Raw genomic sequence first — 19,008 nt, 5'->3', positions numbered from 1 at the left:
CCGCGGCGGCCGCACGGTCCGGGTGGCCGGTGCTGACCCCGGACTCCGAGGGTGCCGGGGAGGCCGTCCTGGCCCGCCTGCGCGAGCTCGCGGCCGCCGGCGGCACGGCAGTGATCACGGGCTGGAACGCGTGGTCCGGCCTGCGCGTCGGGGACACCTACCGCACGGTCGAGGAGGACGTGCACGACTGGCTCGGCCGTCCGGCGGCCGCCGGGCTGCGGTTGGCGGTGTTCGGCGGCCGCGAGCTGGCGACGGGCCGGCTGCTGCTGCACCTGCCCCATCGATTCTTCGTGCCGGCCGGGACGAACGCCGAGCACCGGTTCATCTGGCCACGGCTGACCGAGGTCGAGCCCCTGCCGGGGCGGGCCGTGCACATCAGTCCCGCCGTCCCCGAACCCGGCATGCCCTGCCAGCTCGCGTCTCCCGCCCCGGCGTGACCGCACTGACGGCGATTCCCGTGTGACCGCAGCGGAACGGTGGACTCAGCTCCGACGTCCACCCGGCGAGACGTTCTCCCGTCCTCCGTCGAACGTGGATGCCGTGGTCGAGGTCGCCAGGAGCAGTCGGACAGGGCGCCCCTTCGTCGCCGTCCGTCCAAAGGGGACGCCGCATCGTCCGGCGAAGACGTCCCGAAGGTCGCAAGACGGATGAAGCGAGGAGGCTGCTGTCCGGTCCTGCCTCGAGTAGCCCCGTGACCGTTCGCACGAGTGCCTCGGCACTCATGCAGAAGATTCCTCGCCGCTCGCTCGCGCAGTCTCCGGTGGGCAGGAGCCTCCTTTCCGCATCCGCACCGACAGCATGCGTCCCCGAGTCTCGCCCCCACCCAGCAGAGCACGCCCGGGGAGGAGCGCTGCAACGAGAACCCAGGGCACCGGTCGGAGAAACACTGCGCTTGCCCTCCACGCAATGAGCGGCAACTCACCCGTGGCGACAGACGCGAGCCACCTCACTTCTTCGCCCCGATCACCCACCCGCACTCTGGGGCAGCCGCTCACCGCGGTCTACGCTCTGACCCATGGCGCAGATCGTCCTCTTCCACCACGCCCTCGGTCTCACAGACGGCGTGCGCGCGCTCGCCGAACAGATCGCCAGCGGCGGTCACACCGTCCACACCCCTGACCTCTACGACGGCCGCACGTTCGCCACCGTGGACGAGGGTGTCGCCCACGCCCAGCACCTCGGCTTCGAGGAGATCGGCCGACGCGGCATGCGGGCGTGTGCCGAGCACCAGGAGGCCTCCGTCGTCGCGGGCATCAGCATGGGCGTGATGCCCGCCTGGCGTGCCGCCCAGGTGGTCCCCGGCTTCCGCGCGTGCATCGCCATGGCCGGCGTCCTGGCCCTCGACGCCTACGCCCCGCTCTGGCAGCCCCACACCGCCCTGCAGATCCACCTCGGCACCCGCGACCCCTGGGCCCTCGAGGGCGACCTCGCGACCGCCCGCTCCTACGCGGCCACCGCCGAGCACCCGGACCGCCCCGCCGACCTCTTCGAGTACGACACGGACCGGCACCTGTTCATGAACTCCTCCACCGCGGACTTCGACGCGGACCTCACCGCCGTGCTGGTCCGCCGCATCCACGAGCTCCTGGCCTGACGCGCGGAGCGGGTCCGGCTCAGGCGGGACGCCGCCCGCGCATCACCGTCGCCAGGGCGGCCAGCAGCACGAGCACGAAGCCCGCGGCCGCCGCGAACACGTAGCCCGCGGACGGGGCGACGCCGTCGATGAACACGCCGGCCAGCGGGGCGCCCATGGCGGCGCCGGCGGTCATGGCCGAGCCGTAGAAGCCCATCGCCTCGCCGCGCCGCTCCTCCACCACGAGGTGCGAGAGCCGGGACGAGGCCGAGGCCAGGGTCGGCGCCGTCAGCAGACCCGAGGGGATCGAGGCCAGCGCGAGCGCCCACACCCCGTCCACGAGCGCGAGCGGCACCGTCGCCACGGCGAACAGCGCCATCAGCAGGTACGGGTGCACCTGGCGGCCCCAGGCCCCGTAGAACAGCCCGCCCACGGCGGAGGCGCCGCACCAGAACGCGTACACCAGACCCACCGACGCCGCGGCGCCCTGCGACTCCAGCTCGGCCACCATCGAGACCTCGGTGCCGACCATGACGATCCCGGCCGCCATCGACACCACGAGCACACCGAGCACCTCCGGCCCGACCCAGGAGAAGTGGGTCCGCCGCCACTGCCGCAGCCGCTCGGCCCGGGCCCGGCGCGGCGCCGTCGTCGGCCCGGAGCCGTCCGCGGCGATGACGGGCAGCGACCCGGTGACCAGGGGGATGGCCTCCGTGATGGCCGGCAGCGCACCGGTCGCCAGGCTGGGGGCGGCCATCTCCACGTGCATGGGCGCGGCGGTCACCGCCTGGGCGATCGCCTCCTGACGGTCCTGCTCCTCGGTGTAGGGATCCTCGGTCGCCGGTCCGACGACGGCCAGCTGACTCGACCGTGTCGGCGGGTTGAACCACATCAGCAGGATGCCGCCCAGCGCGCTGGAGAGGCCGACGATGGTCAGGCCGAGGGCACTCGACCACGTGGCCGCGACGACGGCGCCCAGCGCCGGGCCCATCATGAAGATCGTCTCCGTGACGATGGAGTCCAGGGCAAACGCCGTCTGCCGGTCCTTGCCGTGGGTGAGCACGCCGAGTCCCTGCCGGACGACGGAGAAGATCGGCAGTGAGAACACGCCGCCCAGGAACACGGCCAGGAGCATCGGCCAGAACGGCAGCCACGGGACGATCGGCCAGATCACGGCCTCCGCGATCACGGAGGGCAGCAGTGCACGGCGCAGCCCCTTCGCGTCCACCACGCGGCCCCGCCACGGCGAGCCCACCGCGATGCCCAGCGTCATCGCCGCCCCAGCCAGGCCGGCCTGGCCGTAGCCCAGGCCCAGCGTGAGCGCCACGTGCAGGGTGAGGATCACCCCGGCCGCGGTGTGCGGGAAGCGGGCGATGAACCCCACCGCCAGCAGATGGCGGATCCGAGGGTCCTGCAACAGCCGTCCGTACGCTCCGAAGTCCACCGTCGAATCCTACGGGAGGGGTCAAGGCACGCCCCGGAGGCGCCGTCGAGACGGCCGCGCGCTCGGCGGACTCAGCCGTTGCTGCGCCGGTCCTTGGCCCGGATCAGGTCGAGGGCGATGGCCGTGCCGAGCACGGCGCAGCGCACCACGGGCGGCATGCCGGGGTCCAGGCGCATCTCGTACCGCGAGCGCCCGGCCAGGGCGTTCATGACGCCTCCGAACCGCGCGGTCACGCGGGCGATCGGCTGCTGGCCCACGGTCATGGCGTAGTCGTGGTCCCACAGGGCGCCGGTCACCGCGAAGCACGTGCCGTCCACGACCTCGACGTTCACGGACGTCCGCAGGAACGCGATCTGGCGGACGAGGTTGGCGAAGGGCAGCCCGTCGGCGTCCAGGATCGCGAAGCGGTCGCGGCCGAACGTGGCCGGGTCGGCGAGGCGGAAGAGCACGCGGCCGTCGTCACCGTCGACCACGTCGAAGCTGCGGTTCCCCATCAGCATTCGGCCCAGGCCCCCGCCCGTAGTGACCACCGAGACGACGGTGCGCCCGTCCGGGTCCGTCACCTGGATGTCGTTGGACAGGAAGCTCGTCACCTGCTGCAGGATGAGGACGTCCGTGTGGGCGAGGCGACCGGCGTCGAAGGCGGGGCTCATGGGACCAGTCTGCCGTGTCGGGCCCTGCGGAATATTCAGGACGGGGCGGCTCGTTGTGCGGTATAGTTCATTTTTGAAGAACACGGCGACGGCGCGGCCGGCACCGTGAGACCCGCCCCCGGGCACACTGAGGAGCACACCATGCAGTTCGGCGTCTTCACGATCGGCGACATCACCGCCGATCCGACGAACGGGACCGCCCCCACCGAGCATCAGCGGATCAAGGACACCGTCAAGATCGCCCGCCACGCCGAGCAGGCGGGCTTCGAGGTGTTCGCGACCGGCCAGCACCACAACCCGCCCTTCGTGGCCCCGGGCAACCCGCCCACGCTGCTGGCCTACCTGGCCGCGCAGACCGAGACCCTCCAGCTCTCCACGGCGACGACCCTGATCACCACCATGGACCCGGTGCGTCTGGCCGAGGACTACGCGTACCTGCAGCACCTCGCCGACGGTCGCGTGGACCTGACGATGGGCCGCGGCAACACCGGCCCCGTGTACCCGTGGTTCGGCAAGGACATCCGCCAGGGCATCCAACTCGCCGTGGAGAACTACAACCTCCTCTACCGCCTGTGGCATGAGGAGACCGTGGACTGGAGCGGCAACCACCGCACCCCGCTGCAGGACTTCACCCTCACCCCGCAGCCCCTGGACGGCGTCGCCCCCTTCGTGTGGCACGGCTCCATCCGCTCCCCCGAGATCGCCGAGCAGGCCGCCTACTACGGCGACGGCTACTTCCACAACAACATCTTCTGGAACAAGGAGCACGTCATCCAGATGGTGCGCCTGTACCGCCAGCGCTACGAGTACTACGGCCACGGCAAGGCCCATCAGGCGTACGTGGCCCTGGGCGGCCAGGCCTACATGGCGAAGAACTCGCAGGACGCCGTGGCGGAGTTCCGCCCCTACTTCGACAACGCGCCGGTCTACGGCCACGGCCCGTCCCTCGAGGACTTCTCGAGGATGACGCCCCTGACGGTCGGCTCGCCGCAGCAGGTCATCGAGCGCACGCTCACGTTCCGCGACTGGGTGGGCGACTACCAGCGTCAGATGTTCCTCATCGACCACGCCGGCCTGCCCACGGACACCGTCCTGCGGCAGATCGACCTCTTCGGCGAGGAGGTCCTGCCCGTGCTGCGCAAGGAGTTCGACGCTCTGAAGCCGGACGACGTCCCGGCGGCCCCGACCCACGAGTTCCTCGTGGCACGCGCCCGCCGCGGCGAGGCTCCCGTGCCCGGCGGCAAGGAGGGATCGCAGGCCCAGCTCGACCGCGCGGCGGCCGCCGAGCAGCGCGCCACCGCCGATGCCGCGAAGGGCGGTGCCGCGCAGTGACCACCCCCGGCGCCCCCGATGCCTCCGCCCCGTTCACGCCGCAGGCCCGGCACCTCGCCGTGGTCTCCGGCGGGTCCGGGGACCCGTCCCAGACCCGCATGCTCGCCGAACGCATGGCGGAGTCCGCCTCGGCGGCGCTCTCCGAGCACGGCGTGGTCCCGCAGATCCACCTGATCACGCTGCGGGAGCTCGCCGTGGACATCGCGCAGGCCCTGGTGACCTTCGCCATCTCCCCGGCCCTGCGCGCCGCCCTGGACGAGGTCGCCCAGGCCGACGCCGTCATCGCGGTCTCGCCCACGTACAAGGCCTCCTACTCGGGCCTGTTCAAGTCCTTCTGGGACCTCGCGGAGCCCACGTCCGTCGTCGGGGTGCCCGTGCTCCTCGGCGCCACCGGCGGCACCGCCCGCCACTCGCTCATGATCGACACCGCCATGCGGCCGCTGTTCGCCTACCTCAAGGCCCGCATCGTGCCGACCGCGGTCTTCGCGGCCTCGGACGACTGGGGCGAGGCGGCCGGCGTGCAGGCCTCGATGCGGACCGACCCGCTGCAGTCCCGCATCCGGGCCGCCGGACGCGACCTGGCCGAGATCACCCTGAGCCGCCCCCCGCGGGCACGCGCCGCCGCGCCCGCGGACATCGACCTGGAGGTGACCCCCTTTGAGCAGCTCCTCAACCCCGGCCCCTGAGCCCGCCGCGCAGGACGCGGCGCCGGCGGAGCCCGACGGCGGCTGGTTCGGCTCCGCATCGGAGGCGCACCGCCCGGTGGACCCGCCCAAGCGCGCCTGGCGCGCCTACTTCGAGGCCACCCAGATGCTCACGGAGGTGGTGGAGCGCCGCCTGAAGCAGGACTGCGGCATGTCGCTGGCCGACTACAACCTGCTGCTGCTCCTCTACGAGTCCCCCGAGGGCCGGCTCCGGCTGGGAGAGCTGGCGTCCCGGATGGTCTTCTCCCCGTCGCGCATCACCTACCAGGTGAAGACGCTCGTGGCCCGCGGCCTGATCGACCGCCGCCCGGTGGCCTGTGACCGGCGGGGCTTCGAGGCCGTCCTCACCGACGAGGGCCGGTCCGCCTTCCGGCGCGCCGCGATCGAGCACGCCCGGCAGGTGGACGAGCTCTTCCTCGGCGACCTGGCGCCGGGCGAGGCGGAGTCCCTCACCCGGATCTTCTCCCGCCTGGGGCGGCGGCTCGAGGGGCTGTGCTGACCGCGTCCCCACCTGGCCGGGGCCGCCCCGGGACGTGACGAGGCCCGGTGATCCGTGCGGGATCACCGGGCCTCGTCGTGTCGTTCGGGGCGGAATCGATCAGCCGACCAGCTGACCGCCCAGGGTCACGGTGGCGTCCGTGGCGGCGCCGGCGGCGTCGACCACGGTGACCACCACGGAGCCGCCCGCGGGCACCTCGGCCGGCACGGGCAGCCAGGCGCGGTACTCGCCGGTGAGGTCCAGGCCGTCCTGGCCGAGGACCGTGCCGTCGGCGTCGTAGGCCGTGACGGTGACGGAGGCGAAGCCGCCCTGATCCGTCTGCGCGACCACCTGGGTGCCGTAGGCGACACCCTCGGCGGGCGCGGCCACGACGTCGGTCACGCCCGGCGCAGCGGCCTCGGCGACCGGGGCCTCAGCAGCGGGGGCCGCCTCGGCGGCCTCCTCCTCCGCGGCGGCCTCGGCGCGGGCCTTGAGCTCGGCCGCGATGGCCTCCTCCTCAGCCGGCGTGAACTCGGTCAGCTCGGACTCGTCCACGGCGGGCTCGCCGCCGGTGGGCAGGTCCTCGTCGGCCACGGGGCCCGCGACGTCGGCGATCGCCGGGGCGGTCTCGGCGGCCGGAGCGGTCTCCGCGGCCGCGGCGGTCTCGGCGGCGGGCGCCGCGGAGGCGTCCAGCGCGTCGAGGGACTCGACCGGGACCATGATCGAGGACATCGCCTGGGCGTCGCAGCCCACCACGTTGCCCTCGGCGTCGAAGGTCACCGGGGCGATGCCCGAGATGACCCCGACCACCCGCTGCTGGGCGTCATAGACGGCCCCGCCCGAGTCGCCGGCGTAGGTCGAGGCGGTGTCGAGGGCAACCTGATCCGCGTACGCGTCGTCGCAGACCGTGGCGGCCTCGAAGGTCTGCGTGTGGGACACGGTGTTCGGCGCGCCCAGCGGCACGGACGAGCCGTGGGTGTAGACGGTCTCGCCCACACCGATGGACGAGGCCGGCCGCGTGGACCAGTCGCCCACGACGTCGACGTCGTCGGCCAGGGCCACGCGGACCGCGTCCACGCCCGAATCGCCGGGCAGTGCCGAGACGGTGCCGATCGCGGTGCCGTCGACGTCGCGGACGGTCGAGCCGATCTGCCATTGGCCCGCACCACAGTGGGCCGCGGTGTAGGCGGTGGCGTCGTCGACGATGGTCAGACTGCACGCCCCGGCCGGCGCGGTGATCGCCGAGCCCTGGGTGAGCGTGGTCTGCGCGAGGGCGGGGCCGGCACCGGCCACCACCACCGCGCCCAGCGCCGCGGTGGCGACGCCGGTCAAGGTTCTGGTTCTCATGGGTACTCCTCGGAGGATGGGAGGCATGGGGCCGGCGCGCGGCGCACGGCCTCCAGGATGGGGTGGGGCCACCACGGGCCCTCCCCTCCCCCTCAACGGTACCGGACAGGCCGGGCGACCGATCAGGGTCGGCGGACCGTGATCTCCACGGAGTCGGCCCGCTCGGCCAGCAGCGGCAGGTCTGCCAGGAGGGTCTTGAGCGTGGCCGTCATCAGGCGCACCCCGGCCGCGTCGGCGTCCCGGGTGGGCATCGCGACGATCTGCAGCTCGGGCCCGGCCCCGCCTCCGTTCATCACCGCGCCGGAGCCCGTGTGCGTGGCCACCCCCGACCCGGGTGCGAGGCCCAGGTTGAGCAGGTTCGGGACCAGGTCGGCGACCTCGGCGATCTCGTCCGCGATCTCCTGGTCCCGATAGGCGGGGGTCCACTCCCTCTGCTGGGCGAGCGACCACACGGCCGGGCGTCGCACCACGTACGTGTGCTCGGCGCCGGCGTCGATGACGACGAGCTCACAGCCCTCGTCCACGGCGGACAGGCAGGCACGCGGCAGCCACACGGCCACGGGTCGGGCGACCGGGTTCCATGCCGTCAGCGCGGGCACGTTCGTGAACACCGGCAGCGCCTGCCGGCCGTCCGGCGCGCGCATGGTCACGAGGGCCACGTCCGCGGCCTTGTCCCCGTGCGCCGCGACGTCGTGCTCGTGACCGGTGTGGTCGGCGTGGTCGTGGACGTCGTCCTCGTCCACGGCAAGGGTGGGCACGACGGCGGCGAACACGCGGATGCGCGCGAGCACCTCCGTCACCTCCCGCTCACCGGCGGAGCCGTCCGTCAGGGCCGACATGACGGCGGTCCACTCGGCCGGGCTGGTGCCGTCGTCCTCGTCGAACACGTGCAACGGGTTCGCGGAGCCGTCCACGCCGGGGCCGGAGAGGTCACGGCCCTGCCACGGGACGCCCGCGGTGTCCGCGGTGTTCTCGCCCGCGGTCTTCTCCCGCATGCGGTCGAGTGCGGCCCGGATGTGCCCCGGCAGCTCCCGGGCCGCCGGATGCGGCACCGCGACCGTCTCGTCGATCGGACCGAGCCCGTCGTCGCGGGCCAGGCCGCCGTCGTCGTGCGAGCCCGTCACGGGGCGACCGGGCCGGGCTGCTCGGAGCGCGCCTGCTCCACCGTGGCGCCGCCGGCGACGGCCAGCGCCTGCTCCAGGCTGAAGCGGCCGGCGTACAGCGCCTTGCCCATGATCGCGCCCTCGACGCCCTGGCCGGTCATGGCCGCGAGCGCGGCAACGTCCTCGAGGGAGGAGATGCCGCCCGAGGCGACGACCGGCTTCGCGGTCTTCGCGCAGACCTGGGCGAGCAGCTCCGTGTTCGGCCCCTTGAGCGTGCCGTCCTTCGTGACGTCGGTGACCACGTAGCGGGCGCAGCCGGCATCCTCGAGGCGGGCGAGCACCTCCCAGAGGTCGCCGCCCTCCTTGGTCCAGCCGCGGGCGGCGAGCGTGGTGCCGCGCACGTCGAGGCCCACGGCCACCCGGTCGGCGAAGCGCTCGATGACGCGCGCGGTCCAGTCCGGGTCCTCGAGGGCGGCGGTGCCCAGGTTCACGCGCGCCGCACCCATCTCGAGGGCGTTCTCGAGCGAGGCGTCGTCGCGGATGCCGCCGGACAGCTCGATCTTCACGCCGATCTCCTCCACCACACGGCGCATGACCTCGCGGTTGTCACCGCGACCGAAGGCCGCGTCCAGGTCCACGAGGTGGATCCACTCCGCGCCGGCGCGCTGCCAGTCCAGGGCGGCGGTGACCGGGTCGCCGTACGAGGTGGCGCTGCCGGCCTCGCCCTGGACGAGGCGGACGGCCTGGCCGTCCTGGACGTCGACGGCGGGCAGCAGCTCGAGGGCGGGGGCGTTCGGGGTCATGGGGTTCCTCTCGGGTGGGGCGGCCGGCGCGGTCAGGCGCCGACGGTCAGGAAGGAGGCGGCGATGGCCATGCCGGCCAGCACGAGGACGATCACGATGGCCCACAGCGGCGCCTTCTGCGTGCGCATGGACCAGGCGGCGCCGAGCAGCAGCCCGCCGAGGGCGAGGTAGAGGACGGACCAGTAGGGCATCAGAGGGTCTCCAGCCAGTTGCGCAGCAGCTGCAGCCCGGCGTCCCCGGACTTCTCGGGGTGGAACTGCGTGGCCGACAGGGGGCCGTTCTCCACGGCGGCGATGAAGTCCGCGCCGTGGTGCGCCCAGGTGACCTGGGGCGGACGCATGGCGGAGATCGTCTGGTCGAACTCCCATTCGAGCACGCCGTAGGAGTGGACGAAGTAGAACCGCTCGTCCTCGATGCCCGCGAAGAGGGCGCTGCCCTCGGGCGGCCGGACGGTGTTCCAGCCCATGTGGGGCAGGACCTCGGCGGGCAGCTCGGCGACGACACCCGGCCACTCCCCCATGCCTGCGGTGCGCTCGCCGTGCTCGACGCCGGCGTCGAAGAGGATCTGGTGGCCCACGCAGATGCCGAGGACGGGTCGGCCCCCGGCCACGCGGCGGCCGATCCAGCGGGTGCCGCCGACCTCGGTCAGTGCCCGCATCACGGACGCGTACGCCCCGACGCCGGGCACGAGCAGCCCGTCGGCCTCCTGCACGGCCTGCGGATCGCGCGTGAGCTCGACCTCCGCGCCGGCCCGCTCCACGGCACGCAGCGCCGAGTGCACGTTGCCCGAGCCGTAGTCCAGGACGGCGACGCGCGGCCGCACGCCGGGGACGGTGGTGGGGCGGGCCATCAGAGGGCGCCCTTGGTGGAGGGCACGCCGGTCATGCGGGGGTCGTCCTCGACGGCGGCGCGCAGGGCGCGGGCGAAGGCCTTGAACTGCGCCTCGACGATGTGGTGCGGATCCCGGCCTCGCACGACGTCCATGTGGAGGCAGATCGCCGCGTGGTACGTGATCGACTCGAACACATGGCGGGTCATGGAACCGGTGAAGTGCCCGCCGATGAGGTGGTACTGCTGGCCCTCGGGCTCGCCCTCGTGCACGAGGTACGGCCGGCCGGAGACGTCGACGACGGCGCGCGCCAGCGCCTCGTCCAGCGGCACGGACGCCTCGCCGAAGCGGCGGATGCCGGACTTGTCCCCGAGCGCGGTCTTGAGCACCTCGCCCAGGGTGATGGCGACGTCCTCGACCGTGTGGTGCACGTCGATGTGCGTGTCCCCGGTGGCACGGACCGTCAGGTCGATCTGGGAGTGCCGGGACAGCGCGGTGAGCATGTGGTCGTAGAACGGCACGGTGGTGGAGATTTCAGCGCGGCCGGTGCCGTCCAGATCCATCTCGACGTACACGTCCGACTCGCTCGTGGTGCGCGTCATGCGCGCACGGCGTCCGGAGATCAACTCGGCTGCCACGGGTCCTCCTCGGGCTGGGTCCGCACCGGTCCGGGACGGGTGCGGGGGGATGCGGGTGCGCGCGGCCGGTGCCGGCGGGCCGGGGCGCCGCGCGCGCTGTCCCTATCCTAGGGAGCCGGGCGGACGCCGAGACTCCGGTGACGCCTCAGGACCGGTCCCCGGTCTCGCCGAGGACCTCCGCGAGAGCGGTGAGGAACGCCGTCGTCTCCGCCTCGGTGCCGGCGGTGACGCGCAGGTGGTGCGGGATGCCGACGTCCCGCACGAGGACGCCGCGGTCGAGCAGGCGGCGCCACACGTCGGACGCGTCCTCGAGGTGACCGAAGAAGACGAAGTTCGAGTCGGACACCGAGGGCCTCAGTCCCAGGCCGCGCAGGGTGGAGACGATGCGGTCGCGCTGGGCCTTGATGTCCTCCACGGTGCGCAGCAGCGCGTCCACGTGATCGAGGGCGGCCTCCGCCGTGGCCTGCGTGACCGCGGAGAGGTGGTACGGCAGGCGCACCAGGCGCAGGGCGTCGGCGACGGCGGGGTCCGCGGCCAGGTAGCCCAGGCGCGCGCCGGCCAGGGCGAACGCCTTGGACATGGTGCGCGTGACGATCAGCCGCTCACGGCCGGGCAGGAGGGTGAGGGCGGAGCGGGTGCCGGCGAGGGCGAACTCCGCGTAGGCCTCGTCCACGACGACCATGGCGCCGGGCCCGCCGGCGGCCTCGTTCTGCGCCTGCGCGGCGTACACGGCCTCGATGGTCGCCAGGTCCAGGGCGGTGCCCGTCGGGTTGTTGGGCGAGGCCAGGAAGACGACGTGCGGACGGTGCTCCCGCACCATGGCCGCCGCGTGCTCGGCGCTGAGGGTGTGGTCTTCGGCACGGCCGCCGTCCACGAACACGGTGTCCGTGCCGCCGGCCAGCAGCGGGTACATGGAGTACGAGGGCAGGAAGCTCAGCAGTGTCCGCCCGGGGCCGCCGAAGGCCTGGAGGATCTGCTGCAGGATCTCGTTGGAGCCGTTGCCGGCCCACACGTGGTCCGCCGTGAGGCCGTGGCCGAGGTAGCCGGCGAGCGCACGTCGCAGCCCCGTGAACTCGCGGTCCGGGTAGCGGTTCAGCCCCCCGGCGACGGCCGCGACCCGCTCGGCGATGGCGGTGGCGACCTCCTGAGGCACCGGATGCGTGTTCTCGTTGGTGTTGAGCATGTACGGCACGTCCAGCTGGGGGGCGCCGTAGGGGCTCAGGCCGCGGAGGTTCTCGCGCAGGGGCAGGGAGCTGAGGTCGGTCATGGCCGCCAGTCTAGGAACCGTGGAGGGCGAGGCCCGCCGTGCGTCACCGCATGGCCGGGACGAACAGCTCCTCGCCCGGCGCGGGGGCCCGGCCCTCGAGCCCGTTGAGCTCGTCGATCGTGGCGATCACCTCGTAGACGTCCGCCTCCGGCGCCACCGTGGTGGCGATGGTCCACAGGCTGTCCCCGGGCATGACCGTGACGGACTGGGTGGCCGGTCCCGCGGTGTCCGCGGACACCGCGGCGGGCGACAGCAGCACACCCAGGAAGAAGGCGGCCGCCAGCGTGGCGGCCACGGCCGCGGCGATCACGGGGATCCCCCGCAGCACGAGGCGGCCGCGGCGGGTCAGACGGATGGTGGCCGGACGCGGCCGCGCCGTCGCGGGCGAACCGGCGAACTGGGCGGTGGTGAGCGTCATGGTGTCCTCCTCCGGGGCGGATGCCCTCCAGGCGATCGAACATCTGTTCGAATCCGTTCGAATCCCTTTCTAGCACAGGTGTTCGAGACACGCCACGACGAGATCGAACATATCTTTGAAGGAGAGGCGGCTCTCCTCTAGGCTCGAGGCCATGCACGGACGCCCCGGAACGCCCCCGGGGACCGCCAGGACACAGGCAACCAGCGGGGGCGGACACGGTAAGCGTCCAGACGGCAGCCGGACGCCGGAACATGAGGCCGGCCACCATCACCCCCGGGAGAACGGACGGCAGCCATGAGCACCACCGACGATCAGCCGGCGGCGCGCGCGCCGCTCACCGACCGCCAGCGGCGGATCGTGCAGACCATCCGGGACGCGATCGCCGACCACGGCTACCCGCCCTCCATGCGCGAGATCGGCGACGCCGCGGGCCTGGCCTCGCTCTCCTCCGTCACGCACCAGCTGGGCCGTCTCGAGCGGCACGGCTACATCCGGCGCGACCCCGGACGCCCGCGTGCCCTCGAGGTGCTGCTCGACGTGGACGGCACCCCGCTGGGCGAGGCCGCCTCCCCCGCCGCTGCGCCGTCGTCGCAGGTCTCCACGATCCCCGCGTGGCACACCGGCACGGACGAGGCGGACAGCGTGCCGGTCCCCTGGGTCGGCCGCATCGCGGCGGGCGGCCCCGTCCTGGCCGAGCAGCATGTCGAGGACGTCATGGCGATCCCGCGACGCCTCACGGGCGAGGGCGAGCTGTTCATGCTGCGTGTCAAGGGTGACTCGATGGTGGACGCCGCGATCTGCGACGGCGACTGGGTGGTGGTGCGCCGGCAGGAGACGGCGGAGAACGGCGACATCGTCGCGGCCCTGCTCGACGACGAGGCCACCGTGAAGACCTTCCGCCGCCGCGACGGGCACACCTGGCTCCTCCCCCAGAACACGGCCTACGAGCCCATCCTCGGCGATCACGCCACCGTGATGGGGCGCGTCGTCACGGTCCTGCGCTCACTCTGACCCGCTCCCTCCGACCGCCGCGCCACGGGCCGTGGCGGGCGGCCCGTCACGGCCTCAGAGCAGGCCGATCCACCGCCAGTAGGTGGCGGAGAACAGCAGCACCATGAGGTAGCCGATCACGGTGATCGGGATGCCGGTCTTCAGGAACTGCTTCGCCGTGAACGCCCCCGTGCCGTACGCGAGCATGTTCTGCGGCGCGGAGACCGGCAGCAGGAAGCCGAAGCAGATCACGAACTGCTGGACGATCACGAAGCCCAGCCCACCCTGCGCGGCGTTCGGGATGGTCATGGAGAACGCGATGAACACCGGGATCAGGGCCGAGGACAGGGCTGTGGCGGAGGCGAAGCCCAGGTGGATCAGGATGGTGAACGCCGAGACGAGGGCGATCATCGCCAGCAGCGGCATGTGCGCGACGCCCAGCGAGTCGAACACGCGCTCGGACAGCCAGCTGGCAGCGCCGGTCTTCAGCAGCAGCGAGCCGAGTGAGATGCCGACGGCGAACACCACGAGGGTGCCCCAGTTCACGAGTCCCTCTACCGTCTTCCACGAGAAGACGCCGACGCGCGGCATCAGCAGGACGGCCACGGCCACGAGAGTGACGGTGGTGGCGTCGACGGGGTGCAGGATGCCCTGGGTGGACCAGGCCAGCAGCAGCAAGAGCGCGACGACGGTCAGCCGGATCTCCTTGCCCGTCATCGGGCCCAGCGCGGCCAGGTCCCGGCCGACGACCTCGCGACCGCCCTCGAGCCGGGTGAGCTCCGGCCTGATGGCCCAGCGCATCACGAAGTACAGCACCACGGACATGACGGCCGACCACGGGGCGCCCCACAGGAACCACTCGGGCCAGGAGATCTCTCGGCCCATCTCCTCGCGGATGAACCCGACGGCGACCTGGTTCTGCGCGGCCGCGGTCATGATGCCGATGTTCCAGATGGAGATGGCCTGGGCGGCGGTGATGATGAACAGGGCGGAGAGCTTCGAGTCCTTGGGCAGGCCGAACGCGGCCACCAGGCCGAGCAGGATCGGCACGACGGCGCCCGCGCGGGCGGTCGCCGAGGGGACGAAGAAGCTGAGGATCACGGTGATGACGATGACCCCGATGAGGATCCGGGAGGTCTTCTCCCCCGCGAACTTCAGGACGAGCAGCGCCACGCGCTTGTGCAGGCCGGTGGCCTGCATGGCGGCGGCCAACACGAGTGCGCCGGCGACGAGCGCGACCGCCGCGGCGCTGAATCCCTCGAGGGCGTAGCCGAGACCGCCGTTGGTGCCCAGGCTCTTCTGGGGCGCCTCCGGGTCCGGGGAGAAGCCGATCAGCAGGGCGATGAGGCCGATGATCGCCACCGAGCTCACGGGATAGGAGACGGCCTCGGTGACCCAGAGGATCACCGCGAACACGAGGATGGCCAGGGCCCGCTGGCCCGCGACGGACAGCCCCGCCTCCTGCAGGCCCGGCGCGAGCAGCACCGCCACGAGGGCCAGCACGGCGAGCCCGAACCAGACCGGGCGCAGGTGCAGGTGGGACAGGAACGAGTCGGGCGTCCGGTGTTCGGTCCCGGCCTGGGCCGAGTCCACCACCGCCTTCTCCTCGCTGGCCTGCCGTCTCAGGTGGATCCGTTGCTGCGCAGCCTTGCGCAGCCGGGTGGATCCATGGGGTCGGGGGGTGCCGGTCTCGCCGGGGGTGGCCATCATCGGGCGTCCTTCGTCGCACGGTGCGGCGGCGGGGTCGCCGCCACTCTCAGGCTACGCCCAGGTGCGCGGCCGGGGACCGTGGCCGGGCCGCACGTGGGTGAGGTCACGGTGGGCCGCAGCGGCCGCCTCGTCGGACCAGGTCAATCGCCCGAGGCGAGCCGTGCCAGCACCCCGCGGACGACGTCGCGGTCCGTGGTGCGCCAGAAGTCCGGCAGGGCGCTCGTGATGTAGCCGCCGTACCGCTCGGTGGCCAGGCGGGGGTCCAGCACGGCCACCACGCCGCGGTCCGTCACGGAGCGCACGAGGCGCCCGGCGCCCTGGGCCATGCGCACGGCCGCATGCGTGGCGGAGATCCGCATGAACCCGTTGCCGCCGTTCCGGGCGACGTCCCGGGTGCGGGCCTGGGAGAGCGGGTCGTCCGGCCGCGGGAACGGGATGCGGTCGATCACCACGAGCCGCAGCGAGTTCCCCGGCACGTCCACGCCCTGCCACAGGCTCATGGTGCCGAACAGGGACGTGTCCGGCTCCTCGGCGAACTGGCGCACGAGGGCGGAGAGGGTCGCGTCCCCCTGGCACAGGATCGTGGTCTTCGGCCCGAGCCGACGGCGCATCTCGGCGGCGGCGTCCTCGGCCGCCCGGCGCGACGAGAACAGGCCGAGGGCCCCGCCCCGCGACGCACTCAGGAGCGCCTCGAGCTCATCCAGGGACTCCGGCGAGGCCGTCCGGCCGGGCCGGGGCAGGTGCCGGGCCACGTAGAGCACCCCCTGACGCGGGTAGTCGAAGGGGCTGCCGACGTCAAGGGCCTCGAACTTCGGGGCGTCCGGACCGGCCAGGCCCACGTCGCCGGCCACCGAGTCGAACCGGCGCTCCCCCGAGCCCACGGTGAGCGTGGCGGAGGTGAGCACCGTCGTCGCCTTGCCGAACAGGCCCTCCCGCAGCTTGCCGGCCACCGAGAGCGGGGCCACGTAGAGCTGGGGCGGGTCGGTCTCGTCCCCCGGCTGCCAGCCCACGCCGGGCTCGAAGTGGCCGGGGCGGGTGGCCCACAGCACCTCGGGGAAGTCGGCCTCGGGCCGGGCCGCGAGCATGCGCTCCACCACCTCGAGGACCTCGAGGATCCGCGAGCGCGCCATCTGCCGTCCGCCGTCGGCGTCGGCCTCCTTGTCCTTGTCCTGGCCGAGGTCGGACAGGCACTGACGCGCGGCGGTGAGGACGCCGGTGAGGGCCTGCTCCTGCACCTCGTCCGGGCCCGCGGCGATCAGGCCGGACGGGGTGTCCGTGAACGCGCGGTCCAGGGCCGCCCCGGCCTCGATCAGGTCCTCCACGGCCACCGTGGTGTGGCGGCGCAGCGAGGTGGCCGCGCCGTGCACGATCGACCCGGACAGCTGCCCGGTGACCGCACCGGTCACCCGGTCCTGCAGCTCGTGGGCCTCGTCCACGACGACGGCCGAGTACGCCGGCAGCACCGCGAGCCCCTCGAAGGCGCTGATGGCGAGCATCGCGTGGTTGGTGACCACGACGTCCGCGTCCGCCGCGTCCGCGCGGGCACGCTCGGAGAAGCACTCCTCGGCCTGGGGGCAGCGGGACGCGCCGAGGCAGTCGACCGCGGTGACGGAGACCTGCCGCCACGCGCGGTCGGTGACGGGGACCTCGAGGTCGTCGCGGTCCCCGGTCTCGGTCTGGTCCGCCCACGCCCGCAGGTACATGACCTCCTTGCCCAACAGGGAGGAGGGCCCGGCGGCGCCGTCCGTGGCGGAGCCGATCACCCCGCCGTCGTCGGCGACCGTGAAGAGGGCCTCCTCGCCCTCATCCCCGGGGTAGCCGCCGTCCACCTTGTGGCGACAGAGGTAGTTGGAGCGGCCCTTGACCAGGGCGACGACGGGCTCGCGAGGCAGCTCGTCCTTGAGCGCCTCGACCAGCCGGGGGGCGTCCCGCTTCATGATCTGGGCCTGCAGGGCGAGCGTGGCCGTGGCGACGACGACGGGGTCCTCCTGCGTCATCGCGTGCTGGAGCGCGGGGATGAGGTAGGCGAGGGACTTGCCGGTGCCGGTGCCGGCCTGCACGAGCAGGTGGCGGCGCGACTCGAGGGCGCGCGCCACCTGCAGCACCATCTCCCGCTGGCCCGCGCGGTGCTGGCCGCCGGTGGCCTGCACCGCGGCGTCCAGCAGGCGCAGTGCCTCGCGCTCGTGCTCCGTGCGGGGCTGCGCGCCGCCTGCCCCGACTTCCTCCGCCCCGCCGCTCACAACGCGTCCGCCTCCACGACGAACTCGGCGAAGTCCGGCGCGATGTCCTCACGGACCAGCACGGACAGGCGGGTGCCGCCCTCCTCGTAGCCCTCGGCCAGGATCTCCGCGTCCGCCGAGTGCAGGCGGGAGACCAGCTCCCCCCGGGTGAACGGGACCAGCAGTTCGAGCCGCACGTCCGGCCGCGGGATGGTGGCCGCGATGGCGCGCTCCAGCTCATCGATGCCCTCGCCGGTGCGCGCGGAGACCACCACGGCGTGGGGCTCCTTGGACCGGATCCGGGCGACGACGGCCGGGTCCGCCGCGTCCGCCTTGTTCAGCACGATGATCTCGGGGATCCGGTGCGCGTCCACCTCCGCGAACACGGAGCGCACCGCGGCGATCTGGCCCTCGGGATCCGGGTGCGAGCCGTCCACGACGTGCAGGATGACGTCCGCGTCCGCGACCTCCTCGAGGGTGGAGCGGAACGCCTCGACCAGCTGCGTGGGCAGGTTCCGCACGAAGCCGACCGTGTCCGAGAGGGTGTAACCGATGCCGTCCGGCGTCATGGCCTTGCGCACGGTGGGGTCCAGCGTGGCGAACAGGGCGTTCTCCACGAGCACCCCGGCGTGGGTGAGGCGGTTGAGCAGGGACGACTTCCCGGCGTTGGTGTACCCGGCGATCGCCACGGACGGCACCCGGTTGCGACGACGGTTGGCACGCTTGGCCTCCCGGGCCGGCTTCATCCCGGCGATGTCCCGGCGCAGCTTCGCCATGCGGGTGCGGATGCGGCGGCGGTCCAGCTCGATCTTGGTCTCGCCGGGGCCACGGGAGCCGATGCCCTCGCCGGCGGCGGCACGGCCGCCGGCCTGCCGGGACATGGACTCGCCCCAGCCGCGCAGGCGCGGCAGCAGGTACTCGAGCTGCGCGAGCTCGACCTGGGCGCGGCCCTCACGCGAACTCGCGTGCTGGGCGAAGATGTCCAGGATCAGCGCGGTCCGGTCGATCACCTTCACCCGCACCACATCCTCCAGCGCGCGACGCTGGGACGGGGCGAGCTCGGAGTCCACCACCACGGTGTCCGCACCGGAGAGCGCCACGATCTCGGCGAGCTCCTGCGCCTTGCCCTTGCCGAGGAACGTGGCCGGGTCCGGGGTGGCGCGGCGCTGGATGACGCCGTCGAGCACCTCCGAGCCCGCGGTCTCGGCGAGCGCGGCCAGCTCCCGCAGGGAGTTCTCCGCGTCCTCCGCGGACCCCTCGGTCCAGACGCCCGCCAGCACCACGCGCTCCAGGCGCAGCTGGCGGTACTCGACCTCGGTCATGTCCTCGAGCTCGGTGGACAGACCCTGCACGCGCTTGAGGGAGTGGCGCGCGGCGAGCTCGTCCTGGTTGCCGTCGGCGTCCGTGTGCCCGTCCTCGCCCTCGTCCAGGGCGAGTGCGCGGCCCGCAAGCGCGCCGGAGCGGTCCGGGGCGCCGGCGTCGGGGGCGTCCCGGTGCTCG

18 protein-coding genes and 1 pseudogene are annotated in these 19,008 nt (G+C 73.2%); 6 read left to right on the top strand and 13 right to left on the bottom strand.

Features of this window, described 5'->3' with window-relative positions:
• Positions 1-437, top strand: a pseudogene (locus HMPREF3105_RS02600) (cell division protein FtsK); the annotation flags it as partial.
• Between the two features lie 578 nt (positions 438-1,015).
• Complete coding sequence (locus HMPREF3105_RS02595; protein WP_070708710.1) at positions 1,016-1,594, top strand: dienelactone hydrolase family protein; 579 nt, start codon at positions 1,016-1,018, stop codon at positions 1,592-1,594.
• 19 nt (positions 1,595-1,613) lie between these two features.
• Here HMPREF3105_RS02595 and HMPREF3105_RS02590 read toward each other — a convergent pair whose 3' ends face one another.
• Both HMPREF3105_RS02590 and HMPREF3105_RS02585 read right to left on the bottom strand, forming a co-directional pair.
• The gene (locus HMPREF3105_RS02590) at positions 1,614-3,017 is read right to left on the bottom strand and encodes an MFS transporter (protein ID WP_036339096.1); all 1,404 of its coding nucleotides are present in this window, start codon (positions 3,015-3,017) and stop codon (positions 1,614-1,616) included.
• A gap of 71 nt (positions 3,018-3,088) precedes the next feature.
• Entirely contained in the window at positions 3,089-3,670 is a 582-nt protein-coding gene (locus HMPREF3105_RS02585; protein WP_070708709.1) for an LURP-one-related/scramblase family protein, read from the bottom strand.
• 141 nt (positions 3,671-3,811) lie between these two features.
• Here HMPREF3105_RS02585 and HMPREF3105_RS02580 point away from each other — a divergent pair, with 141 nt between their 5' ends.
• Genes HMPREF3105_RS02580 through HMPREF3105_RS02570 form a run of 3 tightly spaced genes read left to right on the top strand, consistent with a single transcriptional unit; the run spans position 3,812 to position 6,205 of the window.
• A complete protein-coding gene (locus HMPREF3105_RS02580) occupies positions 3,812-5,002 on the top strand; it encodes an LLM class flavin-dependent oxidoreductase (protein WP_036313995.1) in 1,191 nt (396 codons plus the stop codon).
• Positions 4,999-5,688, top strand: coding sequence for an FMN reductase (locus HMPREF3105_RS02575; RefSeq protein ID WP_020628145.1), 690 nt, complete (start codon positions 4,999-5,001; stop codon positions 5,686-5,688). The genes HMPREF3105_RS02580 and HMPREF3105_RS02575 overlap by 4 nt, the downstream gene beginning before the upstream one ends.
• Positions 5,660-6,205, top strand: a complete 546-nt coding sequence (locus HMPREF3105_RS02570) for a MarR family winged helix-turn-helix transcriptional regulator (RefSeq protein WP_020628146.1) — start codon at positions 5,660-5,662, stop codon at positions 6,203-6,205. Before HMPREF3105_RS02575 ends, HMPREF3105_RS02570 begins: the two co-directional genes overlap by 29 nt.
• A gap of 99 nt (positions 6,206-6,304) precedes the next feature.
• On the opposite strand, the gene HMPREF3105_RS02565 is transcribed toward HMPREF3105_RS02570, so the two are convergent.
• From HMPREF3105_RS02565 to HMPREF3105_RS02535, 8 genes are all read right to left on the bottom strand, one after another.
• A complete protein-coding gene (locus HMPREF3105_RS02565) occupies positions 6,305-7,531 on the bottom strand; it encodes a trypsin-like serine protease (RefSeq protein ID WP_223247523.1) in 1,227 nt (408 codons plus the stop codon).
• A gap of 122 nt (positions 7,532-7,653) precedes the next feature.
• Positions 7,654-8,655 (bottom strand): SseB family protein, encoded by a 1,002-nt coding sequence (locus HMPREF3105_RS02560; protein WP_020628148.1) that lies wholly within the window; start codon positions 8,653-8,655, stop codon positions 7,654-7,656.
• A complete protein-coding gene (gene priA / locus HMPREF3105_RS02555; protein ID WP_036313998.1) occupies positions 8,652-9,437 on the bottom strand; it encodes a bifunctional 1-(5-phosphoribosyl)-5-((5-phosphoribosylamino)methylideneamino)imidazole-4-carboxamide isomerase/phosphoribosylanthranilate isomerase PriA in 786 nt (261 codons plus the stop codon). Before priA ends, HMPREF3105_RS02560 begins: the two co-directional genes overlap by 4 nt.
• A 32-nt stretch (positions 9,438-9,469) precedes the next feature.
• On the bottom strand, positions 9,470-9,628 hold the full coding sequence (locus tag HMPREF3105_RS13180) for a hypothetical protein (RefSeq protein ID WP_004167696.1): 159 nt from the start codon (positions 9,626-9,628) through the stop codon (positions 9,470-9,472).
• Positions 9,628-10,287, bottom strand: a complete 660-nt coding sequence (gene hisH / locus HMPREF3105_RS02550; protein ID WP_004167703.1) for an imidazole glycerol phosphate synthase subunit HisH — start codon at positions 10,285-10,287, stop codon at positions 9,628-9,630. Before hisH ends, HMPREF3105_RS13180 begins: the two co-directional genes overlap by 1 nt.
• Complete coding sequence (gene hisB, locus HMPREF3105_RS02545) at positions 10,287-10,868, bottom strand: imidazoleglycerol-phosphate dehydratase HisB (protein ID WP_152743305.1); 582 nt, start codon at positions 10,866-10,868, stop codon at positions 10,287-10,289. Before hisB ends, hisH begins: the two co-directional genes overlap by 1 nt.
• A gap of 181 nt (positions 10,869-11,049) precedes the next feature.
• Positions 11,050-12,171 carry a histidinol-phosphate transaminase gene (locus HMPREF3105_RS02540; protein WP_070708708.1) on the bottom strand — a complete coding sequence of 374 codons (1,122 nt, stop codon included), beginning with the start codon at positions 12,169-12,171 and terminating at the stop codon, positions 11,050-11,052.
• Between the two features lie 43 nt (positions 12,172-12,214).
• A complete protein-coding gene (locus HMPREF3105_RS02535; RefSeq protein ID WP_004167706.1) occupies positions 12,215-12,589 on the bottom strand; it encodes a LysM peptidoglycan-binding domain-containing protein in 375 nt (124 codons plus the stop codon).
• A 294-nt stretch (positions 12,590-12,883) separates the two neighbouring features.
• Between HMPREF3105_RS02535 and lexA the strand changes: the two genes are divergently transcribed.
• Positions 12,884-13,600 carry a transcriptional repressor LexA gene (lexA, locus tag HMPREF3105_RS02530; RefSeq protein WP_070708707.1) on the top strand — a complete coding sequence of 239 codons (717 nt, stop codon included), beginning with the start codon at positions 12,884-12,886 and terminating at the stop codon, positions 13,598-13,600.
• Positions 13,601-13,654: 54 nt separating this feature from the next.
• Here the strand turns inward: lexA and HMPREF3105_RS02525 are convergent, their stop codons facing one another.
• From HMPREF3105_RS02525 to hflX, 3 genes are all read right to left on the bottom strand, one after another.
• A complete protein-coding gene (locus tag HMPREF3105_RS02525; protein ID WP_246830323.1) occupies positions 13,655-15,289 on the bottom strand; it encodes an SLC13 family permease in 1,635 nt (544 codons plus the stop codon).
• A 140-nt stretch (positions 15,290-15,429) separates the two neighbouring features.
• Positions 15,430-17,529 carry an ATP-dependent DNA helicase gene (locus HMPREF3105_RS02520; protein ID WP_070708706.1) on the bottom strand — a complete coding sequence of 700 codons (2,100 nt, stop codon included), beginning with the start codon at positions 17,527-17,529 and terminating at the stop codon, positions 15,430-15,432.
• Positions 17,526-19,008, bottom strand: a 1,483-nt coding sequence (gene hflX / locus HMPREF3105_RS02515) for a GTPase HflX (protein WP_141762415.1), incomplete at its 5' end; no start/stop codon positions are given. The genes hflX and HMPREF3105_RS02520, both read right to left, overlap by 4 nt.

This window comes from Micrococcus sp. HMSC31B01, from assembly GCF_001816085.1.
Classification (GTDB): domain Bacteria; phylum Actinomycetota; class Actinomycetes; order Actinomycetales; family Micrococcaceae; genus Micrococcus; species Micrococcus luteus.
Note: the sequence above shows the minus strand (reverse complement) of the source record. Positions and strands in the feature narration are given on the sequence as shown.

What these genes read in the sequence shown, in the direction of transcription:
- HMPREF3105_RS02595 (WP_070708710.1), top strand. Translation starts at nt 1,016, where the DNA reads ATGGCGCAGATCGTCCTCTTCCACCACGCCCTCGGTCTCACAGACGGC.
- HMPREF3105_RS02585 (WP_070708709.1), bottom strand. Translation starts at nt 3,670, where the DNA reads ATGAGCCCCGCCTTCGACGCCGGTCGCCTCGCCCACACGGACGTCCTC.
- HMPREF3105_RS02580 (WP_036313995.1), top strand. Translation starts at nt 3,812, where the DNA reads ATGCAGTTCGGCGTCTTCACGATCGGCGACATCACCGCCGATCCGACG.
- HMPREF3105_RS02565 (WP_223247523.1), bottom strand. Translation starts at nt 7,531, where the DNA reads ATGAGAACCAGAACCTTGACCGGCGTCGCCACCGCGGCGCTGGGCGCG.
- priA (WP_036313998.1), bottom strand. Translation starts at nt 9,437, where the DNA reads ATGACCCCGAACGCCCCCGCCCTCGAGCTGCTGCCCGCCGTCGACGTC.
- HMPREF3105_RS13180 (WP_004167696.1), bottom strand. Translation starts at nt 9,628, where the DNA reads ATGCCCTACTGGTCCGTCCTCTACCTCGCCCTCGGCGGGCTGCTGCTC.
- hisH (WP_004167703.1), bottom strand. Translation starts at nt 10,287, where the DNA reads ATGGCCCGCCCCACCACCGTCCCCGGCGTGCGGCCGCGCGTCGCCGTC.
- hisB (WP_152743305.1), bottom strand. Translation starts at nt 10,868, where the DNA reads ATGACGCGCACCACGAGCGAGTCGGACGTGTACGTCGAGATGGATCTG.
- HMPREF3105_RS02540 (WP_070708708.1), bottom strand. Translation starts at nt 12,171, where the DNA reads ATGACCGACCTCAGCTCCCTGCCCCTGCGCGAGAACCTCCGCGGCCTG.
- HMPREF3105_RS02535 (WP_004167706.1), bottom strand. Translation starts at nt 12,589, where the DNA reads ATGACGCTCACCACCGCCCAGTTCGCCGGTTCGCCCGCGACGGCGCGG.
- lexA (WP_070708707.1), top strand. Translation starts at nt 12,884, where the DNA reads ATGAGCACCACCGACGATCAGCCGGCGGCGCGCGCGCCGCTCACCGAC.
- HMPREF3105_RS02525 (WP_246830323.1), bottom strand. Translation starts at nt 15,289, where the DNA reads ATGATGGCCACCCCCGGCGAGACCGGCACCCCCCGACCCCATGGATCC.